This is a genomic window from Mycobacterium sp. (assembly GCF_052145595.1).
Lineage (GTDB): Bacteria > Actinomycetota > Actinomycetes > Mycobacteriales > Mycobacteriaceae > Mycobacterium.
The window spans coordinates 1-9,302 of sequence record NZ_JBKQOI010000185.1; the positions used below are offsets into that span (position 1 = coordinate 1).

7 protein-coding genes and 3 pseudogenes are annotated in these 9,302 nt (G+C 63.0%); 3 read left to right on the forward strand and 7 right to left on the reverse strand.

Annotated elements, in window-relative coordinates:
* From ACLP4W_RS17060 to ACLP4W_RS17070, 3 genes and pseudogenes are all read right to left on the reverse strand, one after another.
* Window positions 1-212, reverse strand: a pseudogene (locus tag ACLP4W_RS17060) (SAM-dependent methyltransferase); the annotation flags it as partial.
* 388 nt (window positions 213-600) lie between these two features.
* Window positions 601-1,755, reverse strand: a complete 1,155-nt coding sequence (locus ACLP4W_RS17065) for a DUF4185 domain-containing protein (RefSeq protein WP_442387890.1) — start codon at window positions 1,753-1,755, stop codon at window positions 601-603.
* Between the two features lie 222 nt (window positions 1,756-1,977).
* Window positions 1,978-2,631, reverse strand: a complete 654-nt coding sequence (locus ACLP4W_RS17070) for a hypothetical protein (protein WP_442387892.1) — start codon at window positions 2,629-2,631, stop codon at window positions 1,978-1,980.
* A 366-nt stretch (window positions 2,632-2,997) separates the two neighbouring features.
* Here ACLP4W_RS17070 and ACLP4W_RS17075 point away from each other — a divergent pair, with 366 nt between their 5' ends.
* From ACLP4W_RS17075 to mdlC, 3 genes are all read left to right on the forward strand, one after another.
* Entirely contained in the window at window positions 2,998-3,951 is a 954-nt protein-coding gene (locus ACLP4W_RS17075; RefSeq protein WP_442387893.1) for a 2-hydroxyacid dehydrogenase, read from the forward strand.
* A gap of 92 nt (window positions 3,952-4,043) precedes the next feature.
* A complete protein-coding gene (locus ACLP4W_RS17080; protein WP_442387895.1) occupies window positions 4,044-4,403 on the forward strand; it encodes a hypothetical protein in 360 nt (119 codons plus the stop codon).
* A gap of 31 nt (window positions 4,404-4,434) precedes the next feature.
* The gene (mdlC, locus tag ACLP4W_RS17085) at window positions 4,435-6,036 is read left to right on the forward strand and encodes a benzoylformate decarboxylase (protein WP_442387897.1); all 1,602 of its coding nucleotides are present in this window, start codon (window positions 4,435-4,437) and stop codon (window positions 6,034-6,036) included.
* 33 nt (window positions 6,037-6,069) lie between these two features.
* Here mdlC and ACLP4W_RS17090 read toward each other — a convergent pair whose 3' ends face one another.
* The 4 genes and pseudogenes from ACLP4W_RS17090 to ACLP4W_RS17105 all read right to left on the reverse strand — a co-directional run bounded on the left by ACLP4W_RS17090 (window position 6,070) and on the right by ACLP4W_RS17105 (window position 9,172).
* Window positions 6,070-6,519 carry a hypothetical protein gene (locus tag ACLP4W_RS17090; protein WP_442387899.1) on the reverse strand — a complete coding sequence of 150 codons (450 nt, stop codon included), beginning with the start codon at window positions 6,517-6,519 and terminating at the stop codon, window positions 6,070-6,072.
* Between the two features lie 210 nt (window positions 6,520-6,729).
* Window positions 6,730-7,584 (reverse strand): annotated as a pseudogene (locus tag ACLP4W_RS17095) (cyclopropane mycolic acid synthase family methyltransferase).
* A gap of 119 nt (window positions 7,585-7,703) precedes the next feature.
* A pseudogene (locus tag ACLP4W_RS17100) lies at window positions 7,704-7,856 on the reverse strand (class I SAM-dependent methyltransferase); the annotation flags it as partial.
* Between the two features lie 50 nt (window positions 7,857-7,906).
* The gene (locus ACLP4W_RS17105) at window positions 7,907-9,172 is read right to left on the reverse strand and encodes a hypothetical protein (RefSeq protein ID WP_442387901.1); all 1,266 of its coding nucleotides are present in this window, start codon (window positions 9,170-9,172) and stop codon (window positions 7,907-7,909) included.
* Window positions 9,173-9,302: the final 130 nt, after the last annotated feature.

Here is a 9,302-nt window from a genome sequence, read left to right on the forward strand (position 1 = left end):
CCCGCAGCCTGATTCGCCAGCCACTCGCGGATGTAGCGTGCGTTCGTCGCGGTCTTCTGCGCCAGCTCCTCTGCTGACAAACGGTGCCCGGCGAGCGCCGCGTACAAGCCAAGCTCGTCGCCGATCAACATCAGCACCGCGCTCACCGACGCGCCGAGATCCCCGATCGCCTTGCCAAGAAATGCATTGAGTTTGTCTTCGGTAGTGGTCATCACCAGCTCCTCTGTTCACCGCAGCTCAACGCTAAACCGGTCCGGCGGCGACCGGCGCTGATTTCACATCTCCCGGTTGTCTTACATTTTGTCTACCGGCTACGTGCGGCACGCGGTCGCTGCGGTCATCCGACCCTCCGTCGATCCGGGCCCCCGACGTTTCCAAGGTTCTCTAAGGATAGGCGGTTGGACACTTCCAGGAGAGGGGCCGTCGGCGTTCACGGTGATTCCGACACAGAGTTTTGAGAGCCTCATATGTCGTCCTATTTCGAGACACGGTCGGTTGGGATCGGAGGTGACCGGAGTGCTACAACCGGTGTCATTGCAGTGCAACGTGGTACCGCTCTCGCGCTCCTGACGTCAGCACAACATTGCTCGGTTGGGTGTATCAGCGATTGAGATTGACGACGAACTGTTGCACGTTGTACGGATCGTTCGTGATGGTATTCCACTGACTCACCAAAATGATCGCCTGATCCAGGGTGGAGCCGGGAACGATGTAGCCGCCGTAGTTTTGCGGAACGGTTTCTTGGGTCGCAACGACCGTCACTGGTGTTTCCGGCGCCAACACTTGCGTCACGTCGTCAGTCACCCGGACCTCGACATTCCCCGTGCTCGCATTGAACCCGGACAAAACTTTCATGCCTTCGATCAAGCGGAGGCTTAGCTCGCCCCAGAGGTCACCGCTAAGAGGTGTCGGGTCCACATTCCAAGCCCAATTGCCGTCGTCCCCGATTCCCCAGGCCCACCATGTATTCCGGTCCGTGAAGCTCTCGGCAGGGCAGTGGTAGAGCCACACGCTGTGATCGCGGGCGAACCCGTCGGCGACGATATACACATTACCGTCGGGATCCTGGTAGCCGCTGATCTGTGTTTCGTTGCCGTTCTGCCAGCTTTCTGCGTCCCGCAAGGACCCGGGAACGGTCGGCCACCCCGGGTTGTTGGGGTCGATTTGTACCAGTCGCGTATCGATGGGTTGAAGGTTCGCCGTTCTTGTCACGAAGGCATAGTCGACGCCGAAGACCTGGACGGTCCCGGCCGGCAATTGACTACCGCCTGCGACGGGAGGCGGGGGGTCGGCGTAGAGGGTGCCATTCTGGCCAAACGAGCCGTTGAACTGGATTGTGTTGGCGTTAAGGGTGCCGGGCTGGACTTGCAGGGCCATCGATGGGCTCCACGTTCCGCTGAAGGCAGCGTTTCCCGAGAAGGTGTCGCCGCCCAGAGCGACCAGACCGCTGGGTGATATTTCGCAGAGGTCGACGGCTCCGGCGCCGAGCGCGCCGGTGGGTGATTCGGTCCCGGCAATGGGCCCGAGATTGATGGCTTGCCCTGGTGCGGGCTGTGGCAGCTGCGCCAGCGCCAGCAGTTGCGGCAGCGCCAGCGCCTGCCGAGCCGCAGCGAGCACTGCTGGCCGCGCAGGGCGGGCGCCTGACTTGGGTGCTGGTGGAGGGCGTTTGGCTGGACGTTGCCGTGGTGTCGTTTTCTTCGATCCGGCACCGGTGCGCCCCGCTGATGGGACCTTCTTGGGTGTCTTTTCAGGCATACGATCCCATCCCTGAGTTGTGACTCAACCAGCAATACCCATTACGGGTCGGTCGCTGTGCCTTAGCAAGAATGCGGTCCGCTGAGTGGACCGGTTTGGCCGACCCGAAACCGCAGCCGCCGATCGTGACATCATCTGGGCCCCCACGAAAGTCCAGCTTTACAACAGATATCGACGGCCGGCCAAGGCAGCCGCCATCGGTGAGGTGCGCGCGCCAAGTGCTCAAAACGTCCAGCTTCGCTGTGGGTCGAGGACGAAGCCGTGCCGTTGGGCGGTGTCGTCGCCGTGGTTGTGGCGGAACCCCCTGATTAACATGCACGCGACTACAACGTCTTGCACACCGCAGGTGATCTCGTCGCCGCCCATCAGGTTTCCTCCGGCGCCTAAGATCACCTTCTCGCCTGATGCCAAGGGCTTCCCGTTGAGCTTGTCTGTGTCGGGAGGTCTGTTCTGGTCGAAATATGCCTTATAGTCCCCCGCGTAAACCTGGTTCGCCGGATGATCGAGGCCAGGGATCGCCCCGGAGCAGAATGCTGCCGTATCTCCACGGCTGCTCCACATTGCACACTGCAAGCCCGTCGGGCTGGTAAATGTTGCCAAGGCGTAGAGGCGGGACACATCGTGTTCGTGCGACACGTCAGTGAACCCATCTAGGTCCGGAAACCCTGGCGGTGGCGGAGCCAGAGCCGCAGTGGGAACCGAAGTGGACGTGACAGGTACCGGCCCGGATGTATCTACCGGAGGCTTTGCAGGTTTCGGACCTACAGCGGGATTCACCAAGACCCGCGCCACGACCACAACGGCGACGATCACGACCGCCACGACGGCCAACACGATCATGACCCGCCTCCAGGTGACGCTACTCACCTCCACCACGGCCCCTCTCCGAACGACGACCGACGTACAACACGCTACGGGAAGCTGGACGCCTTGGCGGCGGCACCGACTCCATCCGCTGGGCGATACTGAATCGCTCACCGACGGCGGTGTAACCCAAAGCGCCCGAACCGATCTCAACGGCAATTACCTGACCGGAGTTAAGTCCTACGGGTTGTGCCGACACCTCTCCCGTCCCAAAGCCGCTAAGCGGATGCCCCAGCGTGTCTCTTAAAGGGGTCTGAATGCCCGGTGTTCGTCAGCACACCGTTGGCTTACCAACGTTGTTGGAACAACCAATGACGGCCAGCAGCGTCTCCGCGATGATGAATTGGCTACTTCCGACATAGACGAGGGGAGTTTGCGTTGGGCACCACCGTTCTAAAGGTAGGTGAAGTTCCGCCGTCGCTCGCCGAAGCGCTGACCGCGAAGTACGACGCACTGGCGCTGCCGATTAACGCGGGGCGTGAGGATTTCCTAGCCGAGCATGCGGGTTCGGTCAGAGCCATTGTCGATGCCGGGCAAGTCCCCATCGGTGCCGAATTGATGGGTGCATTGCCCAGCCTCGGCGCGATCATCCATTTCGGAGACGGCTACGACACGATTGACATCGACACGGCACGTCGGCTGGGGATTGGTGTGAGCAATACACCTGACGTGCTGACTGACACGGTGGCCGACACCGCGGTCGGGTTAGTCCTCATGACGATGCGCCGCTTCGGCGCCGCGGAGCGCTACGTGCGCGCCGGCCGCTGGCAGGTCGATGGGCCATACCCATTGGCGTGGGACGTGAGCGGATCGCGGGTGGGGATCCTTGGTCTGGGCCGCATCGGTTCAGCCATAGCCGCCCGACTCACCGGATTCAACTGTGTCATCGCCTATCACAACCGCCACGAGCTGATCAGTTCGGGCTACCGGTACGCGCCATCACCAGTGGAGCTGGCGAAATCCGTCGATGTGCTGGTGGTGGCGACCAGCGGCGGCAAGGACGGTCAGCCCCTGGTGAACCGTGACGTGCTGGAAGCCCTCGGCCCCGACGGTTATCTGATCAACATCGCCCGAGGCAGCGTCGTCGACGAAGAAGCTCTCGTGGAGCTGTTGGCCCGCGGACGGCTCGCCGGTGCAGGGCTCGACGTGGTTGCCCACGAACCGGTTGTGCCGCGACAACTCCGCGAGCTGGACAACGTCGTCGTGCTGCCGCATGTGGGCAGCGCCACGGCACGCACGCGCGCGGCGATGACCGACCTGGCGCTGCGCAATCTGGATCAGTACCTGACCAGCGGCACCCTCACCACTCCCATCGTTGCGCCTACGCGGTAAAGCGATACCCGGCGAGAAAGCCTATGTCCAAACTTGACCCGCGCCAGACGCTGATTACGCTCCCGAACGAGATCCCTTGGCAGGTGCCAGATGTGGCTCCACCGGACAGCGTGGCGGAGGCCGTCCTGGTGGGCGCCGAGGAGGAAGAAGGTACCTACCTGGTGCTGATGAAGTGGTTTCCCGGCTGGATGAGCGCACCCCACACCTATGTGACGGACCGCTTGTGCGTCGTCGTCTCCGGGGTGTGGTGGTGTAACAGCGGCCCGGATTTCGATCCGGGCAATGCGGTCCCGGTTTACCCGGGTGGATTCGTGCGCCGGGTCGCAGGAACGCCGCATTACGACGGAGCGCTGGCCGGGGCCGCCGAACCCGCGGTCATCGCGGTGACCGGAACGGGGCCGGTCAGACAGGCCTGGGTGGACCCGGCGCAGCCGCCGCTGCGGCGAGTATGAGCAGATAAAGATAAAAGGAAGAAGGTCCGACATGAAGAGCGTTCGGCAAGCAACCCTCGACCTGTTTCGCACGCACGGGCTGACCACATGGTTCGGTAATCCCGGCTCGTCGGAGCTGACCCTGCTGGAGGATTTTCCTGAAGATTTCCACTACGTGCTGGGACTGCAGGAGATGGTGCCGGTGGGGATGGCCGACGCCTATGCCCAGATCACCCGACGACCCGCTGTGGTCAACGTTCACACCGCGCCAGGTATGGGCAACGCCCAAGGCGCGCTTTACAACGCGTTCGTGAACAAGACCCCGTTGATTGTCACCGCAGGAAATCAGCGCCGCTTCATGCAAAACCAGTACTGTCTGCTGACCAACATCGACCCGACGACGGTGCCTAAGCCGTTCGTGAAGTGGGCGGCCGAACCGGCAATCGCCAGCGAAGCTCCCGCTGTGCTCGCTCATGCCATCCACTTGGCGACAACCCCGCCGATGGGGCCGGTGTTTGTGTCGTTGCCGATGGACGACATGCAGGCCGAACTCGATGACACCCAGGCCGCGGACGTTGCCGTGGTGCGCGAACGCAAAGTTACCCACGCGGTCGGCTTTCCGGCAGATCTCGCAGAGCAGATCTGTGCGCGCATCGAGGCCGCAACCTCACCGGCGCTGATTGTGGGTGGCGATGTGGAACGCTATGACGCCTGGGATGCCGTGATCGGGTTGGCCGAACGCGCCCAGTCCGCTGTGTGGACGGCCCCAATTACCGGGTGGAGTGGATTCCCCGAGAATCACCCGTTGTATCAGGGCCTGCTGCCGCCCGGTGCCGGCTGGGTCTCCCAAGCGTTAACGGGCCGCGACTTGGTGGTGGTAATCGGTGCACCGGTGTTCCGGTACTACCCGCGAGTCCCCGGACCCTATCTGCCCCAAGGCACAAGCCTGATTCACATCACCAACGATCCCGACGAAGCCGCCCGCGCCCCGGTGGGGGACGCGATCATCGCCGACCTGCGCAGCGCCGCCCAGGCCCTGCTCGCTGCGGCCAAACCAACCCAGCGGTCCGCTCCACCGCCACGCGCCCCGATCCCCGCCGTCGAGCACGCGGAAACACCGCTCAAACCCGAATCACTGTGGGCGGCCGTCGGTCATGCCGCACCCGCAGACACGCTCTGGGTCAGCGAGGCCGGCAGCAACGAGCTCGCGATCACCACCGCTATTCGGCCCGGCAACCCGCTCTCGCACTTATCAGCCGCCGGCGAGGGACTGGGCTTTGGGCTACCCGCTGCCGTTGGCGCTCAACTCGCCGCGCCGGATCGCCCCGTGGTGGCGTTAATGGGCGACGGTTCCATGCATTACGCGATCACCGCACTGTGGACCGCGGCGCACTATAAAATCCCGGTCACCATCGTGGTCGCCTCCAACGCCGAATACGGAATCCTCAAAGAGTTCGGCAAGTGGGAGAAGACGCCGGGGGTTCCCGGAATGGACCTGCCCGGTCTGGATGTCGTAGGCACCGCCGCCAGCTACGGCGTGGACGCCCACGAAGCACACACCACCGATGAGGTCATCAAGCTCGTAGAGTCGGGTATTGCCGATCGCGAACGACCAACCCTTATCAACGCGCGCACAACACCTGTCGACGCCTAAATCATTGGCACCGTGTGGGATTGGACGCCCAGGTCAAGGCGGTGGTCGATCTACTGCTAGCCTTAACCTGCCGCCGACTATCCTCGTCACCAATGGCTTCGACCCGCTCGCGATGTCGGCCTCGCTTACGCAAAAAAGCTTGGCGAGGCCGGTAACGACCTGACGTACGTGCACAATCCAGATCTGACCCACGGGTTCCCCCAGTTCACTCGATTCTCGAAGGCGGACCTGAAACACCCCCACCGGGGTGGGCAGATCCCGCAACCGGTGCGGCCCCAGATCGACCAGATCAACTCCACTGATGAGACTCGCCGTCAGCCCAACCAAGAGGATCTGACCGCCGTGACCGGCGGCCATTACCTGTGCCGCGCGGTTCAGCACCGCGCCGACGTAGTCCGCCCCACGCAACTCGGCTTCGCCGGTTGCGATGCCCATCCGAACCGGCAACTCCACTGCCCACTGCGCAGCCAGCGCCGCATCCACCGCAGATGTTGGTGACGCGAATGCGGCACACACCCCGTCACCGGTGTGCTTGAACAACCAGCCTCCGTGCCGGTCGATCGCCCCGTGTAATCCTCGTCAGCGGCGGCCAGCGCCCGCCGCATTCCATCGGCGTCCGCTTCCTACCGTCGGGTCGAACCCTCGACGTCGGTGAACAGAAACGTCACAACCCAGAAGGCGGGCCCCCTGCTCTCAGCTCTTCGTGATGGTGAACTGGCCGACCTCGCTGATGCCGCGGAGGAAGAAGTCGGCGCATCCGGTCAGGTACTTCATTTACCGCTCGTAGACCTCGTCGGACGTGGCAGCGACCGCCTCGTCGTGAGCGGCTTCGAGTTTCTTCGCCCAGATATCGAGGGTGCGGACATAGTGCTCGTCGAGAAGCTGCTTCTGCTCCACCGAAAACCCTGCATCGCCGGAATATTCGACGATGTCCTCGTCGCAGGGCACTGCGCCGCCCGGGAAGATCTCCTTGCCGATGAACCGTATGAACTTCAGGTCGGTCATCGTGATCGGGATGCCCATCTCGGGCCAGCGCTTTAGGGGATGACCCATGATCGTCTGCAACACCATCCGGCCGCCGCTGGGCAGGATGCGGTAGCACGTCTCAAAGAACGCCGCGTAGCGATCCTTCGGGAACGCCTCGAATGCCTCGATGCTGACAATGCGGTCGACGGGCTCGTCGAACTCCTCCCAGCCGCGCAGGAACACCTGGCGGGAACGGCCGGAATCCATGTCATCCAAAAGGCGCTGGCAATACGTGCTCTGGTTATTGCTCAAAGTCAGGCCGATGACGTTGACGTCGTGCTTCTCCACCGCGCGTTTCATCACCGAGCCCCAACCGCAGCCCACGTCGAGCAGCGTCATGCCAGGCTGCAGGTCCAGCTTGCCGAGCGCCAGGTCGATCTTGGCCATCTGCGCTTCTTCGAGCGTCATGTCCTCGCGCTCGAAGAACGCACAACTGTACGTCCGCGACGGGTCTTGAAACGTCCCGAAGAAATCGTCGGAGAGGTCGTAGTGAGCCTGAATCTCCTCGAAGTACGGCCGCATATTCGTCGCGCGCGCTCTGTTGTCAGCCACCTTTTGTCGACCTCCTCCGAACAGATCGCAATGCGATCTCTACGAACTGACCCTTTTGGTTCTACAACACATTGCGCCATTTGGCTGAATCAGCCGTTTTCGCAGGTGAACTGGCAAACATCAGTATAGCCCTGGCGGAACAGGTCGGCGCAGCCTGTCAGGTACTTCATGAACCGCTCGTAAACCTCTTCGGTAGTGATCTCGATGGCCTTGTCCTTCTTGGACTCGAGATTGGCCGCCCAGATGTAGTGCCGCCTCGAGCCGACTGACTTTCGATACTCTCATATCTCGTCTATTTCGAGACGGCGTTCAGCTCTGTTCGGGCCTGGTCGATTTGGTCGTATGCGTAGGTCGCCATGGCGGCGGTGGTCATGGTTTCGCCCTTGCGGGCGAGCGATTCGTAGGTCGCCTCGCCGAGCACATCGCGGAGGTGGGTGATCGCGGTGGTGATCTCGGGGAACGCCGCCGCAGAGAAAGGACTGAGCGCAAACCCGGCGATGGTGGCCGCCGGTTCGTAAAGTCCGAGCCGGTCGAAAAGAGCTGCGAGAATGGCCAGCGGGCCACGGATCGTCGTGGTGTCGCCCGCATTGTGGAAGTTGCGGATTGCCAGAGTGAGGTGATCGAATGCGGACACGGTGCCGCCGTGTTCGGCCTCAAGTCGTGCCAGATCCAGCGCTAGGACTGACGAGTTGGCGCGGTTGCCGCTGTCTTGCGCGATCACCAGACCCCGGCCGAGGGCGTTAAGCGCCCCGACGGGATCCGCGTCACGGAAAGCCAAACCGTAGGCCCAGAGCGCCCACGCGAGCAAGGACGGGTTCCCTGTTGCCTCCGCAGCCTCGATCAGGCCATCCGCGAAAACCATCGCCTCCCCACCGCAACCGGCCACTGAAACGGCGACAACCAGCCATCCCCGGATGAGGACGTTGGTGTCGCGGCGGCGTGCGAGCTGGGCGCGGCACAACTCGGCCAACCGCTCGGGCTGCCCGATGACTAGGTATACAGCTCCAAGCACGCCCTCGATGCCGAACGGCGGCGCATCGCGGCTCCTGCCGAGAACGATCTGGCCGGCGTCGCAATAGCGGACAGCCGCATCGATCCGTCCGGTCGCGTAGCAGAACGACGCAATCACGTATAGGAACGCCAGCCGCGGGTGGTCGACCGCGCGGGCGGGCTCGATCAGCTCTTCAGCCCAGGCGACCGGCTCAGAGGTTTGGACCATACCGCCGAGCCACCCCACATAGGTGGCGATGGGGGCGGCGACATCCAGATCGCCCTGGTCGGCGGCCCAGCGAAACGCGGTGCGCAGATTGGCCAGTTCGAGAGTGAACCAGTCGTAGGCTTGCCGTTGCCGGGGGCTGTCCCACAGGGCCATGATGTCGGCTTCGCGTCCGGCGAAGTAGCGGGCATGCGCTGTCCGGGCTTCGGTCGCCACACCGCTGGCGACGAGTTGTTCCTCGGCGAACTGGCGGATCGTCTCCAACATCGAAAACCGGGTCCGCCCCGAAGACCGGTCAGCGACCAGCAGCGACTTGCGCACCAGAGCGTCCAGCAGATCCAAGGTGCATTACCGAGGCGGTGACGCTCCCCATCACCGCAGTCGACTCCCGGCAGATGGTTCTGCACGTCATCGGCAAGCGAAATAAGGAGCGGGTTCTCCCGCTGACCGAGCCAATCCTGCTCATGCTTCG

Bases quoted from the DNA above. Each gene is read 5' to 3' on its own strand.
- ACLP4W_RS17065 (WP_442387890.1), bottom strand. From the start codon at position 1,755: ATGCCTGAAAAGACACCCAAGAAGGTCCCATCAGCGGGGCGCACCGGT.
- mdlC (WP_442387897.1), top strand. From the start codon at position 4,435: ATGAAGAGCGTTCGGCAAGCAACCCTCGACCTGTTTCGCACGCACGGG.